Genomic DNA, 18,369 nt, shown 5'->3' on the forward strand with positions numbered 1-18,369 from the left:
TTAATTATTTTTAATTGTTCGTAACACTCTTAAAATAAGATTATCGCATTTTGATATACTGTAATATTCCGTCTGATGAGAACCAAAATATCGATATGACGCTTCTACTCCTTTTATCATACTGCCTTCAAAATCAAATCTGTTTACAAATTGTGATACATATTTAATTATTTCATAAATTAAAAATTCATTACCGCCGGATGTATTAAAATTTTTTTCCCTCATACCCATAATGGAGTAAGCACATTCTTTATCCCATAAAATTAACTTAATTGCATGAATATCGTCATTACTGTCAGTACAATAAAAAGCACGTCCTGTCTGATGCGTATATACGGCATTATATATTCGTTGAAATAATTCTTTAGAGAAAGAAACCTTTTCACCTCGTTTATGTATAACATCAGAGAAATAATCGTAGAAAGCTTCAGGTGATAAATCAAATTTTAATTTCAAAGATTGTTTTGCTTTTTTTATTTTTTCTCTTTTTGTTCTTTCAAAATTTTTAAAAATATAATCATGATTGTTTATTTGATTAAGAATATAAGTATATCTTGTGGTTTGTTTGAATCCCTTCCAATAAAATGGGAGCCAATTCTTATACTTCCAGTCAAAATTAATTTTTAAACTGTCACATTTAGGCAGTTTATCAATTATTTCATAGTAAATTTCATGTTCATATTCAATGATTTTATTTTCTGTTTTTTTATTAGAATCATATACAATATAAGGACCAAGTTTTTGCGTAAGCGGCGGCATTCCTATATGGCTAAATATTTTCTTTATTTTAGTTTTATAGTATGGAAAAGACGCGATTATTTTATTATTTCGTTCAATAAGGATAACATCCCAACTGTCGGGACAAACCGCGTCCAACCACCACGGTTGGCTGAAAATTGGAATATCGGAGTGTTCAGTACAAAATTCAATATATTTATCTTTATTTAACATGGGTATTAATTTCGATAAAATCCCAACTGTAATTATTGCTAAGAGGACATATTAAATAATATCTTTCTTCATTTAAGTCTTTATCAAAATATTTATCTACAGGTCTAAACCCTAGATTAATGTTCGACTTCAATGATGGATAATTATTTAGAGAAACTCTTGAAGAAATACCATTCATACCGTTTCTCTTAAAATGATTTATTGCATGAAGTCTCAATATTGTACCTATCTTCTTTCCCTGCCATTCAGGTAATATTCCTGTAAATCCTTCATGAATAGTATTTTCAATGATATCTCTTTTATTTTTATAATACAATCCAATTCCAATTATCATAGATGTATTAATATCTCTGACAGTAAAAACACATTTTTTATATAGAAAATGATAAGTAATCCGTTTTGAAATGTCTATTTTTTTATTATTATGGAAAAGCGAGTATATATTTAATACATCTTTTAAATCCTTTATTGATCGTGCTCCACAAATAAAAAAATTATCATCAATAGCTTCTGTAATGTTTTTTAAATATAATAAATAAAATATATTTCTAATTATAAATATAAAATAATAAAATAAATTGATTATATTATGAAAAGCTGTCATTATTTAAGTTCTTTATTATTCTCCAGAATCTTATTATTCAAAATATTTTGCGCTATTAAAAAAGTTAAAAAATATATAAAAGACATGGAAATTGCGTATAAAATTATAAAAATATTTATTTCTAATAATAAATATTTTGATATATAGTAAACCGCTAAAACAAGAATGACTCTTAAAAGATCAATTATAAACGCTTCTTTTTGTTTTTCAAAGATTGAATACAGCCTGCTTATAGGCATAAAAATTAATCTTGAAAAAATAATTATTGCCATAATTCTGGCGAAATATCCTGATTCTATCCATGATTTTCCGAATATAAGACCAAACAAAAACGGCCCTCCGGCTAATAAAATTATTAATGGAATTAATCCCATTATAAATAATTTTTTAAAAAGCTTATTTGACAGTTCTTTTAAACGTTTTGGATCATTCCTGCCAAAACTGGCAGCTTCAGTGTAAAAAACATCACCTATTGAATTCCCAATTAAGATCATCGGTAAATTTAACACGGTATTGGCCAGTCCGTAGAAACCTGCTGTCTTGCCGTCATATAACGAAAGAATTAATAATGAGGGTAATAACAAACCCGCTTGATTAAATAATTGGCTAATAGATGTAAATAAGGGAAAATTTATATATCGTTTAGCGCAATATTTTATTTTATGCCATTTTATTTCTTTTAATAAATGGTAATCATCACGAAAAAATGGAATAGAAAGCGTTGATAAACCGGCGCTTTCTCCGGCAATAGTTCCTAATATTAATCCTGTCGCTTTAAATTTTCCAAAACCTAAGAATATCTTAATAACATTATTAAATAACGCTTGAGTAAATTTTGTTTTAGAAATGCTTTTAATATTTTTTCTTCTATAGGCCCATTGTGAAAAAATATTATATAAACCAAGTAAAAATACGCCAAGCGGTATAAAATATTTGTACTGTATAATTAAATCATATTTTAATTTTATTAATATTATACTTCCGGCAAAAAATAAAATTATTATTATTATTGATATTATACATAATAATACAGCAAGGCATAGTCCGACAATATTTATTGCCGTTTCGTCATTATCGGCTATTACAATTGCAAATTCATATTTTAATGAACTAATAATAACCAGTAGTCCTAGAATGGAACTATAAACAGAAAGAATGCCATAATCTTCCGGCGTATATAATCTTGTAATAACCGGTGATAATAAAAAATTTATTACTTGGGCTAAAACAGCCCCGCCGGTCAGCATTAATACGTTTTTTAAGAAGATGTTCTTAATATTTAAATTAAAAAGTTTTAACACTATTAAAAATTTAAGATTATTACTCAGTATTAAGTCTTTTTAATAAATATTCATCAAACCATTGCGGGACAAAATCAGAATTTGATAAATAAATATTATTTCCGTTTTTTTCTACAAAGAAGTCAAATGAACCGTTTAATTTTTCGGAACTGTTTTCAAAAATATATGCCCTGTCAGACAATTTAAACGCGGAATATAAATTATTCATAGTTCTATAATACCGATCATTAATTTTTACATTTGGAACGTCATGACCGCCTGTTTCGACTCTGTTTTTAATGCGTTGAAGATTTATGGATGGATCTGATGTTGATATAAAATAAAAATAAATTTTAAAATTAGCTTTTTTCGCAATTTCAATCTCTTTAATTTTAGAATCATGTGAAAATACTGATTCAAAAGAAAATGATGAATCGGATTGTATCATTTTATAACGAAGAAAATCTGAGATGGCGGCGGCAAGGTAACTGTCATTGAAAGACGGGTCTTTTAACGCTATACGTCGCTCTTTGAAATACAAAAGATCAGAAATATTATAATTAACTAATGCTTGAAAAGGTGATAATTTTAGATAACTGACTAATTCATTAAAAGAAAAATCTATAGGCCAATTATCAAGATTAAGCGATACAGATAAATCTTTGGCGATAAGATCAGGATTTATGTGATAATAAGAATTAAAAGCGTTAATTTGAATTAAATATTTATATAACGTAGATTTTCCTGATCTATTAGGCCCCGCAAATATTCTAAGCCTTTTTATACGATTAGTCATTTTATCGTATATACCTTTTTAGTTACTTTAACTTTAGGCTTAATTTTTCCAAGAACTTCTATTCTTCCGTCAGAGTATTCCTTAATAATTTCATCATTTTCAACATAGGTAATCGGAAGACCTCTGTCTTTTGCCTCTTTTATCGCGAAAAGTCCGGCTTCTCTGCACATCTGTTGGAATGCTTCATATCTTGGAGTGCCTATTATTTGTTCGTCTTCATCAAATTTTCTTAAGTCTTTCATAATATACCTTGTTATTTATACCTTCTCCCCATTCTCATCTACTTTTCCCATAACGCGCGCGGGGTTCCCATAGACAAGCGCGTAAGCCGGAACGTCTTTCGTTACAACGCTTCCCGCCCCGATAAGCGCGTACTCGCCGATTGTCACTCCGCAGACAATTGTCGCGTTCGCGCCGATACTCGCGCCTTTTTTTACAACGGTCTTTTTGTACTCATGTTTGCGCTCAACAAAAGCGCGAGGGTTTATTACATTTGTAAACACGCAGGACGGGCCGCAAAATACGTTGTCCTCAATAATTACGTCATCGTATACGGAAACATTGTTCTGTATTTTTACTCCGTCTCCGATAATAGCGCGCGAGCTTATGTTTACATTTTGACCGATAGAACATTTTTTCCCTATTTTTGCGCCGGGCATGATGTGGCAAAAATGCCAAATTTTTGTGCCATCGCCAATCTCAGCGCCTTCGTCCACATAACTGGATTCATGGACAAAATAGGGTTTATCGCTCATTTTTTATAAAACTCTTTTACGCTATCACAAACAAAACTTACTTCGTCTTCCGTCAGTTCGGGAAACATAGGAAGCGCTAATACAGTTTCACATAACTTTTCCGCTATTGGAAAATCGCCTTTTTTGTAACCTAAGTATTCAAAACATTTTTGCAAGTGAAGCGGGATAGGGTAGTATACCGAAGTTCCGATGTTTTTTGACTTTAAATGCTCTTCCAACGCGTCGCGTTTTTCCGCTTTTACGCAAAAAACATAATACGCTTCTTTACAGCCGTTTTTAACTATGGGCAGTTTAATTTCTGAAATGTCTATTAACATTTCACGGTAATGCGCTGCGTGATTCGCCCTTTTTTGAACAGCGTTTTCTATGTGGGATAATTTTACGTTTAATATAGCCGCCTGTAACGTGTCTAAACGCGAATTGTAACCGATATAATCATGTTGATATTTTTTTGTCGAACCGTGCGTCCTGTAACTTTTCGCTTTTTGATAAAGCTCTTCGTTATTTGTAACAATCATTCCGCTGTCGCCGTATCCGCCCAGCGTCTTTGTCGGAAAGAATGAAAAAACGCCAAAATCACCAACCGTTCCTGAGTGTTTATATTCACCGTTATAAAGCGACTTCATTCCAAAAGCTTCCGCGGCGTCTTCAAGTACCGTTAGGCGATGTTTTTTTGCAAGCTCCATACATGCGTTCATATCAGCGGTTTGTAAAAACAAATGAACAGGCAGTATCCCTTTTGTTTTTTCTGAAACGCGATTTTCCGCGTCATTCATGTCAATGCAAAAAGTGTCTTCGTCAACGTCGCAAAATACAGGTTTTCCGTTTAAACGGGCTATGCAGGACGCTGACGCGAAAAAAGTAAAAACAGGAGTAAGAACCTCAGCTTCGTTTTTATATCCCATTATATCGCTGGCTATTAAAAGAGCGTCGCTTCCGTTTGCTGTTCCTACCGCGTATTTCGCGCCTGTGTACTTGCATACTGCCTCTTCTAATTCCTGAACTTGTTTTCCAAGAATAAACGCGCCGCTGGCAATAACTTCAGAAATAGCGTTGTCAAATTCCGATTTGTAAAGTATATATTCGCGGGTAGAGTCGTAAAAAGGCACTTTCACCTGTTAAAGTATCCTTTCATTTTTAGGGTAGTAAAATTACAGGGAAGATTAACAGGTTTGCCTGTTTTTTGGGATTTATAAATAGCCAGAATTATCTCAAGCGCTTTCTTGCCTCTCTCACCGGAAATAAGCGGCTCCCTGTCAGTTTCAACAGCTTCAACAAAATCTTTAAATAGGGCGGAGTGCCCAAAGCCGTAAACTGTAGGAGGGTCTTTTTCATTTGGATTTAAAACTTTTTCTTCTATGTCACCTATTTTTTCAGAATCAGAAAAACGCCATGTTTCCAGTTTATTAACCGCAAGCCCCCCGATTACAACAGAACCTTTTTCGCCAAAAATAGAAAGCGTCTCATTTATATTTTTAGGGTAAATATCAGCGCTTCCTTCGATTATTCCGACAGCGCCGTTTTTAAATTCGATTATCGCGGCTCCAAAATCTTCCGCTTCAATAGGGCGCATAAAGCGTCTGGTTTGCGCCTGCACGCGGACGGCGTTTTCTCCCATAATCCATTGCAAGAGGTCAATGCCGTGAGTGCACTGGTTCATCAATGTGCCGCCGTCCTGTTCCCATGTGCCGCGCCAAGGCGCTTCGGCATAGTAGGCCTCATTACGGTTCCAGCGGATTTGTATGCAGCCGTGAAGAATTTTTCCAAAACGTCCCGTTTCCAAAGCGGCGCGGAGTTTTTGTACGGGGGAGTTAAATCTGTTTTGAAAACATACTGCAAGTTTAAGATTTTTTCTTTTAGCGGTTGAAATCATTAAATCCGCGTCTTTTGTTGAAAGAGCCATCGGTTTTTCGCAGATAACGTGTTTCCCCGCTTCAAGGCAATCTACCGCTATTTGGCAGTGTTTTCCCGATTCCGTCGCTATTGTTACAATATCGGGCTTTTGTTTAACAAGCATTTCCCTATAATCCGTAAAAACGGAAATCTTCGCGTTAGGCAAACTTTTTATATATTCGTATTCTTTTTCCCGAGCGCGGGATAATACTGGATCACATATCGCTATTAATGTTAATTTGTCAGAGTTATTAACAAACGCTTCTATGTGCTTAAAACTGATTCTGCCGCATCCAATTAACGCTATTTTTTTCATTAAATATTCCCAATCCCCTATTTGAAATTCACAATCCACTATTTACTATCTACTATCTACTATCCACTATTTTAATAATGATGTTCCATGCCTAAGAATAATTCAATCGGAGTTCTTTTTGAAATATTGGAAAAATCCCAGCATGTTGATATGCGGAAGAACATGCTGCGGAATTGATGCGGATAAATAATAATATCAAATCCCGCTCCAAGAAGAAAATTTTCAGAATCAAACGATACGTCTTTTAACGGTTGTTTGTAAAATCCGCCGTCAATAACGGGATTTATATGCAAATCAAAACCTAATGAGCGTAAAAACTTGTTTTTGGGAAACCATTCATACGCGTCTATTTTAAATACTTTTATATGTATATCCAAATTTAAAGAAACAATAAATTCGGCGTTTACGTCTTTATCATAAACGCCGCGTAATAAATCTCCCGCGTATTCATAATTTGAATTTATCCAATGCCGGTGGGTCAAACGCGCGGAAAGGCCAAAGCGATCTTTAAAAAAAATAAAAAATCCTTTTGTATCTATGCTGTAATTATATTCCCATGGTTCCATGTTGATTTTTGGGTAATAAAAATTATAACTGTTCGCGTTGTTAATTTGAACATAAAAGCCTTCACGAAAATTATCAATCCAATTTATACGCCCAAAATAAAGAGAATGATTAAAATGTATTATCGGCCCTATTCTGTTATCTGAAAGCGGCCATGAAGGGAGTTCATGATTAAATACGGCGTAAATGTTAGGAGTATAAGTCAGTTCCCCGTATTCGCCGATTTCAAGGCCGGTTGGTATCTTCCACGATATATTCGGCTGGCTTGACAAATAAAGCCCTTCCTGGAAATCTCCATAAACAGGTTTGTCAGTATCGTCATTTTCTTCATTTAATAAAAAAGATTCGGAAAACAGCAAATTAAGAGTTGTGCGTTTAATAGGAATGTCCATCGAAATCGCGGTCTTGTTTTTAAAATAAAATGGCAGCGACATATCGGGGCGGTAATCAAAATAATTGTCAAAATCAAAAAACCAGTCAAAACCAAAAATCTGGAATGGCGTTCCGGAATCAAGCATTAACGAAAAGTAAGATTGTCCGTCTTGGTCGTATTTATAACCTATATCGATCCTTAAAGGCTGCATTGAACCCAAAAAATTGTAATCACGGGCTTTAATCGTCAGTTCAAAACCGTAATTTGTACTGTATTTAGGATACGGAAGCGCGATTATGTTTTTCGTGTCTTCAACGTATATTTGCAAGTCAACAGGATATTTGCCGTCTTCATCCGCTTCCGCGATAGTATATTCTATCCTGACATTTTTTTTTAATACCCTTTCATTGATAAGCAGCTGCCTCTTATCATTTATAAATTTAATAAAATTTGTTTTTCCTGTTATTTCTTCTCCTTTTTTTAATTCAGTTTTGTTGTTTAACGCGAAAGGAAGAGTCCTGCCTATAACGTTGTAGTTAAAAGAATTAATTATAAATATTGACTCTTCGCCATATTTATCGTTTTGTGAAATATCATCAAGTATTAATTCTTCTTCTGAAATTATTTCACTAGGTTCATCCCTATTTTCTTCGCAATAGACGGAAAAACATATAATAGGAAACATAAGAAGCAATATTGTTTTTCGCAAATTCAAACCGCATACCTGCCCTGTAATATGTTTTCTAATATTTCCGTTTCTTTTGTTTCAAGCGCTATAATACGGGCGCTTTTATCGTCGGGAACAATAAATGTAAGCCGTCCGTTTTTTTTCTTTTTATCGCTTTTCATCGCGTTTAAAAACACGCCTATGTCTGCCGCGGCAGGATGGGGGCATGAACATTCATAACCAAATGATTTAATAAGAGCGATAATTTTTTTTGCCCTTTCGCGCGGCGTAACGCCTAACGCCAATCCAAGTTCGCAGGCGCGTACCATACCCCACGCGACCGCTTCTCCGTGCGTAATATTTCCCAATCCCGCCGCGCTTTCAAGCGCATGCCCGAAAGTATGCCCCAAATTTAAAAGCATCCGCTTTCCCGATTCAAGGAAGTCTTCGCTTACGATGCCGCCCTTGTACAAAACGGCTCTTTCTATACATTTATGCAGCGTGCCGTCTTCTAAAAATTTATTTAAATTATTTATATTTTCCGCTAATGGCGTTAGCTGTTCAAGAAAGTCTCCGCCGCAGAGGACGGCAGTTTTTATTAGTTCCGCCATGCCGCTTTTTATTTCAGCCTGAGGCAATGTTAAAAGAGCGTCTGTCGGCATATAAACGCTCGATGCGGGATAAAAACTGCCCGCAAGGTTCTTTATGCCAAAAAGATCAAAACCGGTTTTGCCGCCGACGGAAGCGTCAACCATGCCGAGCAGGGTAGTGGAAACAAGGACGAAACGGCAGCCGCGCATATAAATGGAGGCGGCAAAACCCGCAAGGTCGCCAATTACTCCGCCGCCGACCGCGATAAAAACGCCGTCTCTGCCAAGGGAGGCTTTGGAAGCGGCGGCAAGTATTGTTTCCACGGACTGCCATGTTTTATTATCTTCGCCGCTTTTTAAAAAAAGATAAGGATACTTAGCGCCGTCTGATATTTTGGCGGCGATATAGGCCGTGTTTTCATCAGCTATGATTAACGGTTTAAAAGAGCCGCTATCAGCTTCAAATCCTAATTTTTGCGCAATTATGCGAATTGCGGGAATTTCACGGCTGATTTCTACGAATGTGTGATAATTGTTAAATGTAAAATACAAAAAAAATACCTTTCCGGGGAAAAAACCGGAAAAAAGAAAAACAAAAACTGCCTATCCGCTGAAGATGAGGGTAAAAATTGATAACGGTCAGACAGACGACATGTCAATTGGCAGCCGAAACATACTCAAAATAAATGCCGATTTCTACCTTATAATATCAATATTTTGTATGTTTTTCAAGTCATTACAAGTCTTTATATAGTAGGAAATATTACTCTGACAGATCCATAATACATTCTTCAATGCTATTTAAGAGCGAATTTTTTGAGAATTTGCTTATTTCATGCTTTTTATCAAGATATTCAAGCCAATTAATAAGAAATTCATTGGCTGATTTCCTGTTCAGGGGTAAATATTTGCCGTTCAAGATGTCTTCTCCCTCTTTATTTCGGAAAATAGCCTTCCCTTTATAAATTACTCTAATATCAGAAAGTAAATTTTTTCGGGTTTTCGCGAGTAAAACAAGCGTTTCGCTGTTAAAATAATCTTCGCAAAAAAACTTTTTGTATACGGTATAATCCCATTGATGAAGCGGAAGCCTTATTCTTGTAAGTAATTCATGTTTTTCCAGCGCCGTATGTTCCTCCGAATGAAAACGGGCGGCGGAAACCCATCTTGTCATGTTTGACGCGTTTCGGAATTCATATTGCGCGTCTAGCGCGGTAAGGGGAGCGGGTAAATCGAGGAGGCGGGAAGTGCTGCAAATATTGCCTCCGATAGTGGCGATATTTCTTAATTGGACTCCGGCGATTTTTTTTAAGCATGAGCATAATACATCCGGAACGATTTTTCCAAGCATTAATAATTTGTTTAATTTTACCATAGAGCCGATTTCAAGATACTGTTCCGTTCTTGTGATACGCTGCAGTTCTTCAATTTTATCAAGTGAAAGAAATACAGGCGGAAGGTAGAGTATATTATTCCCCTGTTTGCCAATAACATTAGTTCCTCCCGCGAATAAGACTGCGTCTGGGAAGCGCTCCCATGCCGCGAATAATTCCTGAAATGAAGAGGGAATAACTACCTGATTAAGAGGCGTCTGCATTCAGCCTCCTATGCCGCTGCGCGGCAATGATATTCACAGCTTTTACGAGCCTTTCAACATTAGTACATCTGCACTTAATTCCTGAAAACCCCGTTAATATTTCTTCTTTGGTGGGGAAGGGGATATGTTCTATAAGCGCTTCGGCGCACAGGATTTTTCCCGCCTCGCAATAGCCGCAATTTCCAAGATGCTCCTGTTCAAAGCCGTTTCTTATTTCCTGACATTCAATTGTTTGTGAAAAACCTTCAATGGTGATTATTTCGGCTCCGCGTATTCTAAAAGCGGGTATTAAGCAGGCGGGACTGACCTGTCCGTTAATAATAATCGTGCAAGCGCCGCATTGACCTGCGAGACAGCCTGGTTTTGATCCAAACAAACCAAAACTGCCGCGTAAAATATCGATAAGCCGCACTCCGGCCTCGCCGTCAAAAACAACGTCTTCGCCGTTTAAAATAAATTCAATTTTCATCTTGCCCCCTGTATGGAAGTATCAAGATTTCTCGCGCGTACAATTTCCCAAATTTCATTTCTTTTTAGAGGAATTGTTTTAAAGCCGTAATCCATAGCTTGGGAGACGGCCTGAAGAAACGCGGCGGGTATGCATGTAAACGGAAGATCGCTTATACCCTTAGGCTCGTTTGAATCTCCCGTGATAAAATCTATGTGAATAGGAGGAATTTCCACGGGGGAAAATATTGTAAAATTATCGTATTGGGCTCTTGGAATAACGCCGTTTACATACTCGATATTTTCAGTAAACGCCCATCCAAGAGACTGCGCCGCCCCCCGCGTCAGCGCTCTTTTAGCTCTGTTAGCTGAAATAATTTTTCCGCCGTCAACTCCAAGCCAGACGCCGCGCACGACGGGAACGCATTCCACAAGATCGATTGACACTTCCACTACGGCGCACGCCAATCCCAATTTTGAAAAACTGTTAATATCAAGAATTTTTCCGGGGGGAGGGGCAAAACGGCCGCCTAAAAGAGTTCCGTTAGAAGGTTTTATTGAGCGGCGCACCGTAATAGGCAGAGGATCGTGGAAACGCTGTTTGCGGATCGCGAGGCAGCATTTTTCCACTAATTTGGTGACAACGGTAATATTTCTGGACTCGCATGAAGGGCCGCAATCGGGCGCGTTGGTTGAAATAATACTGACCATATTATGTTCTATGGACATGGTTTCCATGGCGATTCTCGCCCATATTCTGGAATAATCTTCGGGACTTGTAATGCTTGATTTTATTTCAAGGCGGCTTTCTTTTGTCAACGTTACTTCTACGCCGTAGAAGCCGTTATCCTCGCCATGATAAAGAAGCCCGTTTCCTTGAAATCCAATCGCAATTCCAATTCCGCGTGGTTTTTCGCCTATATCAGTTTTTTTCCCTTTACGCGTTTTACGCAGTAATTCATAAGACGCCCATTTATGATTATAATCGCTCATTTTAGCCGTAGTCTTGATCAGATTTTCGCCTGAAGCGCTGTTTTTAGCTTTTGACGAAGGCGTTAAAAGCTGCGTATCTAAATATTTTTCCCTCCATTCGGCAGGGTCTTGATTGACCATGTCGGCAATCAATGAAACATGGCGCTCAATGGCAAAAAGCCCCTGCGCTAAACCAAAACCGGTAAATGATCCTTGAGGTGGAATATTTGAGCAATATGCCTTTGCCGTGAGTTTTAATTTGTCAAAATTATATAAACCAAGCGTTCCAAGGCAAATTTTATCAAGAATCTCATCTCCGTTAACCTCATAAGCGCCAAGGTTTACGGAAATATCGATGTTTATTGCGTTTATGCCGCCTTTATCATCAATCGCAGATACGATATTAATGTTTGAACCGCAGCGTTTTGGAGTATAAAGAAAATCTTCTTCCCTGCTCAGGATAAGGCGCACCGGTTTTCCAGTAATGAACGTCCCCAACGCTGCATGGCAAGCTATTAACGACGGATACCATAATTTTCCGTCCATGTGAAGGTTAAGGCAGGTTGGCTCTACCAAAACTAATGACGCGTCAATATTCAATACGCTTGTCACGGCTCTTTTTACATGGTACGGCCATTGCGTGGCGGTTTTTATAGTGATAGGATTTATGCCGCTCTTTAAACTATTCTCTTCCTGTCCGGTATTTAACCATGAAATCGCGCCTATAGGCTCCGCGTACCAATGCTCCTGAATGCCTGTTTTATAACTGCTTGTTACTATACGCCCTGTCTCATTAAACGATTCAAAAGTGTTTCCCGTGTCAATTTCCCTTTTTAATATAAGGGGATTTTCATTGCCATAAGAAAAAATGGCGTTTTCTTCATCGTCAAGCACTATGCATCTGGATGAAAATTCTTCCAGTTTTGTTTTATCCGGTCCCAATAAAATGCCTATAGGTTCGCCGATATAATTTAAATATTCTTCCGCTAGAATTGGGATTTTAGTGTTTTCAAGCGTGTTTTTACCCGGGATGTCTTTTGCGGTAATGAACGTGAAATCATCGGGGAGCAATGGAACATCTACGCTTATCAATTTGCCCTTGGCTACAGGCGACCTTATTGTTACCGCATACAAGAAATTGGGAGGGTAAATATCTTCCAGAAAAGGGAGAGTTTCCATTAATGGTATTTTATTGGTATTTTAATGAAATTACAATATCGCTCGTCAGCCTTGAAATTTTAGAACAACAAATTCCCACAAATATTGATGAGAGAATTTTATTGCCGCCAATGGTATTTTTTATTATTTTTTATTATATAAAGGGAAAAAATTATGAGTAATGATTTGACGCCTCGGCAGCAAGAATTATTTAATATGCTCCTCAAAGGCATTTCGCCAAAGGAAATCGCCTTTAACTTGAATATCGCTTATAATACGCTATTGTATCATCAAAAGAAATTATACCGTAAACTGGGAGTACATAATATTCAAGAATTAATGGCCAAATATTCGCAAGAAGTTAAAGATAAGACATCCGCTGAGACGGTTGTAGGATCAGGAACAGTAACCATCCGTAAAAGCGTACTGCTGGGAACATTTGGAGCCCTTATAGGCCTGCTAATAGTTACGATTGTTCTTTTGTTTAATTAACTTTTTAAATTCTTTGATAGATCGGCTTACGCTGCTTTTTTCGCTGTTTTTTCGTTATCAAGAATACCGTAATCATCAAGTACGATTCGTAAGGTTTCAGTACTGCGGTAGGCTTTTGGTTTGGCGGGATCAAATCTGCAAACGGGGCGCAATTCATCAAGGAGTTTTTTAGTGTCTAAAACAAAGGGATTTTTTTTGCTCACCTTTAAAATGCGGCTGTACTCCGTTTCGGTTTGCGTTTCATCTTTGCCGATTAGAGTCTCGTCAAGCCTTTCGCCTGGGCGCAGGCCTATGTATTCGATCTTTATTTCCGAATCTGGTTCGTAACCGTGGAAACGGATCAACTGTTCGGCTAAATCGCGGATACGCACGGGTTCGCCCATGTCTAACAAGTACAGGCAGCCGTTTTCGCCGACTCCGCCAGTTTTTAAAACAAGCGAACACGCTTCACTGATGGTCATAAAATAGCGTCTCGCGTCCGGGTGGGTGACTGTCACCGGGCCGCCTTTTTCGATTTGCTGTTGGAAGAGCGGGACAATCGAGCCGCGGGAGCCTAGCACGTTTCCAAAACGGACTACTACAAAGTTTGTACCGTTTTTCTGGGAGTCCGCGCTCGCGGAAATAACCAACTGTTCGCAGATGCGTTTGGACGCTCCGTAGACGGATACGGGATCGACCGCCTTGTCGGTGGATATGTGGACGAAACGTTTAACGCCGTATTTTACGGCGGCATTGATCAGGTTTTCAGTCCCAAGAACATTGTTCTCAATCGCGGCGACGGGGTTTTCTTCCATCATGGGGACGTGCTTGTATGCCGCCGCGTGAAAAATAGCGTCGGCTTTTAAGTGGCTTAAAATGTAATCGACAAAATCAGCGTCTTTTAAGTCCCCAATTACAGGCACAATCGCCGCTTTTTCCCCGACCCCTTCGTCCTGTAAAAGCCGCAGTTCCTTGTCTATCAGGTAAATTGAGTTCTCTCCATGCCCTAACAGGTACAGACGGGACACTCCGCCCGACAGCAACTGGCGGCATAATTCGCTGCCAATGGAACCGCCCGCGCCAGTGACTAGAACGCGCTTGCCGCGCACATAGGAAAGGCTCTGTTTAAGTTTGATTGTTACTGGGTTTCGCCCCAATAAGTCCTGTAAATGTATGGAGCGCGTCTGTATAAAGTGGGCGTCCCCTTCGACTATTTGGGAAATTCCGGGAAGAATACGGATTTTCTGGAAGTTGGCTTTTTTAAGGATTGAGTAGAGTTCTTTAAGGTACTCTTTACTCGCGCTTGGAATCGCGATAATCGCTTCGTCTGCGGGGTTTGTCTTTAATAGAAGAGCTACATCGCGGATTGGTCCCAAAACCGGGATGCCGTCGATTTTTTTGCCTATTTTTTCAGGATCGTCGTCTAAAAACGCTACTACTTCGCCAAAAATCGCCTTTGTCGTTATTTCGCTTGCAAGGGTACGTCCGGCAAATCCAGCCCCGATAATGTACAGACGTTTTGATTTTTCCATTATCTCCCCTTATCATTATCCAGCGACCCTATCACCTCAAAAGCCAGATCGATAGAAAATGAATCATTGTAAAGGTCGAGCTTTATTTTTGCCCTCCCCTTTCTTCTATCGACCTTTATTATCCTTCCCTCAAGCCCTATTAACGGGCCTTCCACGACGACAATGCGGGAATTTTCGTTAAAGTACACTTTGGAGCGCCCGGCTACGGAGCCGGAATTATTTATAAAATGGAGGACAAGTTCCAAATCCCTGTCCGCAAGCGGGGTAATGTCGCGGTTTGATTTTAAAAACCTGTAAAACCCCTCAGTCCGCCTGAATTCCCACTGGCAGGATATGATTTCTTCATCGCTGCCGGCTTCTATGAACAAATACCCGGGAAAAACCGCCGGAGTGGAAGCTCTTATCTTCCCGCCCTTCCTTATATCAAGAAGCCTTTTTGGAAAATGGATGGGCAAGTTGATTTGCGGGTGGCTGGCTTTAAAAAGTTTAATGAATTTATCTTCTGACCGGGTTTTTACCTGTATGGCGTAATAATTCATTTTATCCAGTATGATTCTTATTTTGTGTTTTGAAAAGAGTGCCGATATTAGTTATAGAGGACTAATGTTAAAGCGTATCGCTATTGCCGTAATTATTGGAATTTCCCTGACTTTAAGCGTTGCCGCCGCGACAGTCTCATTTTATGTGATTGAAACGGGCATAAATGAAGATTTTGACATAAAGCAGTCGCAATCAATACAATGGGAAAACGCGTTCATGGACGTTTTCTTTGACGCAGGGTATATAATCAGTAACGCTCCAATTATGCGTCTTGAAAAAATCCCGTCCGACGTTCTGCAAGTTATTGATATAAACGAAGCCGTTGTTTACGGAATTGATTATATGCTGATTGTTTTGCTAGATTATAAAAAGGAGTTGAATGATTCGAGTGAAGTGTCATTTTTTATTTACAAGGTTACAAGGAAGGAAAAAGTGTTTGAAAAAAAAATCCTTATAAAGAGGGAATCTTCACAGGATGATTATAACAATATGAAATCAATTGCAAAAGGGTTTGTCCCCTACATAGGAGAATAGAGTAATGAAAAAACGCCTTACGTTAGTAATTATCGCGTCGCTTTTATTGTTTCAGGGCGCGTCCCCGTGGGAAGGCTCAGCCGCAGTCGCGCCTAACGGAGACTTGCCTTCAACCGGTTTTTATATCGCCACTAACGCGTTTCCAAAAAACACTGTAGTTGACATTACCAATATTGAAAACGGAAAAAAAACGCGAGTAATCGTCTCTGATACTTTATCCAGTCCCGGTCTTCTCGCGGTAGTTTCCCGCGAAGCCGCCGAATTAATTGGAATGAGGGCAGGTTCGATAAGCAGAATCAGAATGATACAGCCCGCGGATCCTATGGCCTATATGCGTTTTACGGAGAGTATGGCTACCGGAACTCCTGAGTATGATTCCGGAAATGTAATTGACGAAGATAAACTGGTTGAGGATGTGTATAGAGAAGACACATACACTCCGCCTGCCGCACAAAGCCAGCCAACTGAAACGCCCGCCAGACCACCGTCGGCGCCCGGTTATATTGTTGATGAGCCAGAATGGGGCGGCAGCGGCAGATTGCAAATTGTCGATGTTCCCGGTTATGTGGTTGAACCGTCTGAACAGCCTACTGTAACGCAAACGCCGCCTGTTAATCAACCTGAAAGAGAAACTGAATTGGTACAAGAAACTCAACAGCCCGCGCAGCAAACAGCTGAAAGTACTGAAAAGCCTCCTAGAGAAGTGATAAAAGACGTGCCGGAATTTATAACGGAAACTCCCCGTGAAGATGTTGTAAAAGATACGCTGGATTCAGTTGAAGTCGCTACAGCTCCACAGCGGACTGAACCAGAGCCGCAAAGGCAACCCGAACAAGAAGCGCAAAGGCAGGAGCAGCAGGTTTTGGTACCTGTGGAAACAAATCCAAATCCGCCGCCTTCCGGCGTTTACGGAATTGATCCCAATGATATTATTCCTAGCATAACGTCTACCGCGCCTGAAAAAACTGACGAGCGCGTAAGTGAAAACGCGCCTTCAACAGCGAATCAAAATCCTTCAATTAGAACGATAGACAGGCTTGACAGAGGGAAATACTATGTGGAAGTTGCAACTCTTACCGCTGATCTTGTTGAAGGCGTATTAAGTCAAATTGACCGCAGTTTTTCTCCGGTAGTGTTTAAAGGCGCGGATAACGTGTACCGCATTTTAATTGGCCCGTTGAATCAGGGCGAAAGCGCCGCCGTCCTTGTACGGTTTAAAAGCATCGGGTATAAAGACGCGTTTGTGCGTATTGGCGGATAAAAACCGCGCCTGAAGCTGTCTAAAAAGAAAATTTTTTACCACGAACCAACACGAACAACGACAAGATATGCGCGAAAAGTTCGTGCATGTACCGTAGGTACAGTTCGTGTGGTTCGTGGTAAATTCCTTGTATATTTCTTGATAATATAATAAAGTAATAAGGATACACTTTAATTCATAAGGAGGATACAAATATGACACATGATAAATTTATTGCCGAATACTACAATGTTTCTGCCAGGGCGACAGCATGCTCAGAGAAGGCCAGAAGAGAGGGTTTATTGTCATTAGAAGATCAAATTGATATTGAAAAAGTGAAACAGCGGGATATTCTTGAATATGGCTTAAGATTTGTAGTTGATGGTGTTGATGCCGCAGTAATAAGTGATTTATTTGAAAATATCATTAACCAGGAAGAAGACAAGTATACCCGTCGATTAATGGAACTTAAACTGGCAGCCGTACTATCAATACAAGCAGGCGATAATACGCGAATTCTGGCTTATAAATTAAATGCTTTTACGAACTTTTCTCTCACAGATGATCCAATTACTCTAAAAATTATTAAAGAAGACTTCGATTACAATGGGGAATCTACTGAAGCAGATGAAACAGACAAGGGGAAAACTACTGAAGATGAAGACGACAAGGGGAAATTTACTGAAGAGGAATTAGACGAACTTATAGGAGGAAAAAAATAACATGGGTACTAGCATTGTAATAACCACGTATGGAACAGGAAAAACCGTTAATGATTTTACTGTAACTCTCTTTGAAAATGAACGTGATTATGGAGCAGACAAATCAGATGACTATTGCTCTATCATCAACGGACTTGAACTTAAAGATGATAAATGGATTTACGCGTTTAAGGTAAAGGAAAACCAAAAATTCAAAATTGCAGACTTGAGGGAAAGCAATTTTGATATCCTCAGCACTCTTGACAACAGGTCAATGCAAAAAGTGCTTCGAGAGGTTGACAGTCAAGAATTAGCAAAGGCGTTAAAATCAGCCGAAAAGGAAACAATCAAAGCCGTACTAAGAAACATGAGCAAAAGAGCCGCCAGA

At 38.7% G+C, this 18,369-nt stretch carries 20 protein-coding genes; 5 read left to right on the forward strand and 15 right to left on the reverse strand.

Annotated features, from left to right (window positions below; all coding sequences use genetic code 11):
* The 13 genes from ACYVRA_RS12070 to ACYVRA_RS12130 form a co-directional block, all read right to left on the reverse strand.
* Positions 1-951 (reverse strand): GNAT family N-acetyltransferase, encoded by a 951-nt coding sequence (locus ACYVRA_RS12070; protein ID WP_461252959.1) that lies wholly within the window; start codon positions 949-951, stop codon positions 1-3.
* Positions 941-1,555, reverse strand: a complete 615-nt coding sequence (locus ACYVRA_RS12075; RefSeq protein ID WP_461252960.1) for a GNAT family N-acetyltransferase — start codon at positions 1,553-1,555, stop codon at positions 941-943. Before ACYVRA_RS12075 ends, ACYVRA_RS12070 begins: the two co-directional genes overlap by 11 nt.
* Positions 1,555-2,856, reverse strand: coding sequence for a lipopolysaccharide biosynthesis protein (locus ACYVRA_RS12080; protein WP_461252961.1), 1,302 nt, complete (start codon positions 2,854-2,856; stop codon positions 1,555-1,557). Before ACYVRA_RS12080 ends, ACYVRA_RS12075 begins: the two co-directional genes overlap by 1 nt.
* Before the next feature lie 19 nt (positions 2,857-2,875).
* Positions 2,876-3,631, reverse strand: a complete 756-nt coding sequence (locus ACYVRA_RS12085) for a hypothetical protein (RefSeq protein ID WP_461252962.1) — start codon at positions 3,629-3,631, stop codon at positions 2,876-2,878.
* Positions 3,628-3,873 (reverse strand): hypothetical protein, encoded by a 246-nt coding sequence (locus ACYVRA_RS12090; protein ID WP_461252963.1) that lies wholly within the window; start codon positions 3,871-3,873, stop codon positions 3,628-3,630. Before ACYVRA_RS12090 ends, ACYVRA_RS12085 begins: the two co-directional genes overlap by 4 nt.
* 15 nt (positions 3,874-3,888) lie before the next feature.
* Complete coding sequence (locus ACYVRA_RS12095) at positions 3,889-4,386, reverse strand: acyltransferase (RefSeq protein WP_461252964.1); 498 nt, start codon at positions 4,384-4,386, stop codon at positions 3,889-3,891.
* Positions 4,383-5,501: a DegT/DnrJ/EryC1/StrS family aminotransferase gene (locus ACYVRA_RS12100; protein WP_461252965.1), complete on the reverse strand. Its 1,119-nt coding sequence runs from the start codon at positions 5,499-5,501 to the stop codon at positions 4,383-4,385. The genes ACYVRA_RS12095 and ACYVRA_RS12100 overlap by 4 nt, the downstream gene beginning before the upstream one ends.
* Positions 5,498-6,595 (reverse strand): Gfo/Idh/MocA family protein, encoded by a 1,098-nt coding sequence (locus ACYVRA_RS12105; protein ID WP_461252966.1) that lies wholly within the window; start codon positions 6,593-6,595, stop codon positions 5,498-5,500. The genes ACYVRA_RS12100 and ACYVRA_RS12105 overlap by 4 nt, the downstream gene beginning before the upstream one ends.
* A 71-nt stretch (positions 6,596-6,666) precedes the next feature.
* Complete coding sequence (locus tag ACYVRA_RS12110; protein ID WP_461252967.1) at positions 6,667-8,217, reverse strand: hypothetical protein; 1,551 nt, start codon at positions 8,215-8,217, stop codon at positions 6,667-6,669.
* Positions 8,218-8,243: 26 nt separating this feature from the next.
* Positions 8,244-9,341 (reverse strand): 3-dehydroquinate synthase, encoded by a 1,098-nt coding sequence (locus ACYVRA_RS12115; protein ID WP_461252968.1) that lies wholly within the window; start codon positions 9,339-9,341, stop codon positions 8,244-8,246.
* Between the two features lie 211 nt (positions 9,342-9,552).
* Positions 9,553-10,386: an FAD binding domain-containing protein gene (locus tag ACYVRA_RS12120; RefSeq protein ID WP_461252969.1), complete on the reverse strand. Its 834-nt coding sequence runs from the start codon at positions 10,384-10,386 to the stop codon at positions 9,553-9,555.
* On the reverse strand, positions 10,370-10,855 hold the full coding sequence (locus ACYVRA_RS12125; RefSeq protein WP_461252970.1) for a (2Fe-2S)-binding protein: 486 nt from the start codon (positions 10,853-10,855) through the stop codon (positions 10,370-10,372). Before ACYVRA_RS12125 ends, ACYVRA_RS12120 begins: the two co-directional genes overlap by 17 nt.
* Positions 10,852-12,984: a xanthine dehydrogenase family protein molybdopterin-binding subunit gene (locus ACYVRA_RS12130; protein ID WP_461252971.1), complete on the reverse strand. Its 2,133-nt coding sequence runs from the start codon at positions 12,982-12,984 to the stop codon at positions 10,852-10,854. Before ACYVRA_RS12130 ends, ACYVRA_RS12125 begins: the two co-directional genes overlap by 4 nt.
* A 153-nt stretch (positions 12,985-13,137) precedes the next feature.
* Between ACYVRA_RS12130 and ACYVRA_RS12135 the strand changes: the two genes are divergently transcribed.
* Complete coding sequence (locus ACYVRA_RS12135) at positions 13,138-13,455, forward strand: helix-turn-helix transcriptional regulator (RefSeq protein ID WP_461252972.1); 318 nt, start codon at positions 13,138-13,140, stop codon at positions 13,453-13,455.
* Positions 13,456-13,481: 26 nt separating this feature from the next.
* On the opposite strand, the gene ACYVRA_RS12140 is transcribed toward ACYVRA_RS12135, so the two are convergent.
* A complete protein-coding gene (locus ACYVRA_RS12140; RefSeq protein WP_461252973.1) occupies positions 13,482-14,966 on the reverse strand; it encodes a polysaccharide biosynthesis protein in 1,485 nt (494 codons plus the stop codon).
* On the reverse strand, positions 14,966-15,505 hold the full coding sequence (gene loaP / locus ACYVRA_RS12145) for an antiterminator LoaP (RefSeq protein ID WP_461252974.1): 540 nt from the start codon (positions 15,503-15,505) through the stop codon (positions 14,966-14,968). The genes ACYVRA_RS12140 and loaP overlap by 1 nt, the downstream gene beginning before the upstream one ends.
* A gap of 64 nt (positions 15,506-15,569) precedes the next feature.
* Here loaP and ACYVRA_RS12150 point away from each other — a divergent pair, with 64 nt between their 5' ends.
* The 4 genes from ACYVRA_RS12150 to ACYVRA_RS12165 all read left to right on the forward strand — a co-directional run.
* On the forward strand, positions 15,570-16,040 hold the full coding sequence (locus tag ACYVRA_RS12150; protein WP_461252975.1) for a hypothetical protein: 471 nt from the start codon (positions 15,570-15,572) through the stop codon (positions 16,038-16,040).
* A gap of 4 nt (positions 16,041-16,044) precedes the next feature.
* Positions 16,045-17,301, forward strand: a complete 1,257-nt coding sequence (locus ACYVRA_RS12155; RefSeq protein WP_461252976.1) for a hypothetical protein — start codon at positions 16,045-16,047, stop codon at positions 17,299-17,301.
* A gap of 194 nt (positions 17,302-17,495) precedes the next feature.
* Entirely contained in the window at positions 17,496-18,002 is a 507-nt protein-coding gene (locus tag ACYVRA_RS12160; protein ID WP_461252977.1) for a hypothetical protein, read from the forward strand.
* A 1-nt stretch (position 18,003) separates the two neighbouring features.
* A partial coding sequence (locus ACYVRA_RS12165) for a FliG C-terminal domain-containing protein (protein WP_461252978.1) occupies positions 18,004-18,369 on the forward strand: 366 nt, incomplete at its 3' end.

The sequence above is a fragment of the Treponema sp. R8-4-B8 genome (assembly GCF_054786175.1).

What these genes read in the sequence shown, in the direction of transcription:
- ACYVRA_RS12090 (WP_461252963.1), bottom strand. Translation starts at nt 3,873, where the DNA reads ATGAAAGACTTAAGAAAATTTGATGAAGACGAACAAATAATAGGCACT.
- ACYVRA_RS12125 (WP_461252970.1), bottom strand. Translation starts at nt 10,855, where the DNA reads ATGAAAATTGAATTTATTTTAAACGGCGAAGACGTTGTTTTTGACGGC.
- ACYVRA_RS12110 (WP_461252967.1), bottom strand. Translation starts at nt 8,217, where the DNA reads ATGTTTCCTATTATATGTTTTTCCGTCTATTGCGAAGAAAATAGGGAT.
- ACYVRA_RS12075 (WP_461252960.1), bottom strand. Translation starts at nt 1,555, where the DNA reads ATGACAGCTTTTCATAATATAATCAATTTATTTTATTATTTTATATTT.
- ACYVRA_RS12130 (WP_461252971.1), bottom strand. Translation starts at nt 12,984, where the DNA reads ATGGAAACTCTCCCTTTTCTGGAAGATATTTACCCTCCCAATTTCTTG.
- ACYVRA_RS12160 (WP_461252977.1), top strand. Translation starts at nt 17,496, where the DNA reads ATGACACATGATAAATTTATTGCCGAATACTACAATGTTTCTGCCAGG.
- ACYVRA_RS12070 (WP_461252959.1), bottom strand. Translation starts at nt 951, where the DNA reads ATGTTAAATAAAGATAAATATATTGAATTTTGTACTGAACACTCCGAT.
- ACYVRA_RS12120 (WP_461252969.1), bottom strand. Translation starts at nt 10,386, where the DNA reads ATGCAGACGCCTCTTAATCAGGTAGTTATTCCCTCTTCATTTCAGGAA.
- ACYVRA_RS12095 (WP_461252964.1), bottom strand. Translation starts at nt 4,386, where the DNA reads ATGAGCGATAAACCCTATTTTGTCCATGAATCCAGTTATGTGGACGAA.
- ACYVRA_RS12085 (WP_461252962.1), bottom strand. Translation starts at nt 3,631, where the DNA reads ATGACTAATCGTATAAAAAGGCTTAGAATATTTGCGGGGCCTAATAGA.
- ACYVRA_RS12135 (WP_461252972.1), top strand. Translation starts at nt 13,138, where the DNA reads ATGAGTAATGATTTGACGCCTCGGCAGCAAGAATTATTTAATATGCTC.
- ACYVRA_RS12155 (WP_461252976.1), top strand. Translation starts at nt 16,045, where the DNA reads ATGAAAAAACGCCTTACGTTAGTAATTATCGCGTCGCTTTTATTGTTT.
- loaP (WP_461252974.1), bottom strand. Translation starts at nt 15,505, where the DNA reads ATGAATTATTACGCCATACAGGTAAAAACCCGGTCAGAAGATAAATTC.
- ACYVRA_RS12150 (WP_461252975.1), top strand. Translation starts at nt 15,570, where the DNA reads ATGTTAAAGCGTATCGCTATTGCCGTAATTATTGGAATTTCCCTGACT.
- ACYVRA_RS12105 (WP_461252966.1), bottom strand. Translation starts at nt 6,595, where the DNA reads ATGAAAAAAATAGCGTTAATTGGATGCGGCAGAATCAGTTTTAAGCAC.
- ACYVRA_RS12140 (WP_461252973.1), bottom strand. Translation starts at nt 14,966, where the DNA reads ATGGAAAAATCAAAACGTCTGTACATTATCGGGGCTGGATTTGCCGGA.